Source organism: Bacillus sp. SIMBA_008 (assembly GCF_046535495.1).
Taxonomy (GTDB): Bacteria; Bacillota; Bacilli; order Bacillales; family Bacillaceae; genus Bacillus; species Bacillus subtilis.
The window spans coordinates 1-266 of the sequence record NZ_JAWRWL010000582.1; the positions used below are offsets into that span (position 1 = coordinate 1).

The following is a 266-nucleotide window of genomic DNA, read 5'->3' on the forward strand; positions in this document are numbered from 1 at the left end:
GAGAAAATAGGGAAAGATGTTTCGAAAGAGCCACTTGTGAAGAGTTTAAATAAAGAGGTAACAAAATATGCTGTCACTACATTAAAAGGTGAAGATGTAGTTGTTTATAGTCAGTCATTTGATTTGATGAAATGGAAAATAGGAATTTTTTATCCGAAAGAAACAATTGATGGGCTATTAAATAGTATGAGAAATACAATCCTTATAATGGCATGTATTAGCTTATTAGTTGGAATCGTGGCTTCATACTTGTTCTCAAGAAGATT

The 266-nt window shown here is 31.2% G+C and carries 1 pseudogene; it reads left to right on the forward strand.

Features of this window, described 5'->3' with window-relative positions:
• Positions 1–266: pseudogene (locus SB658_RS24530) on the forward strand (methyl-accepting chemotaxis protein); the annotation flags it as partial.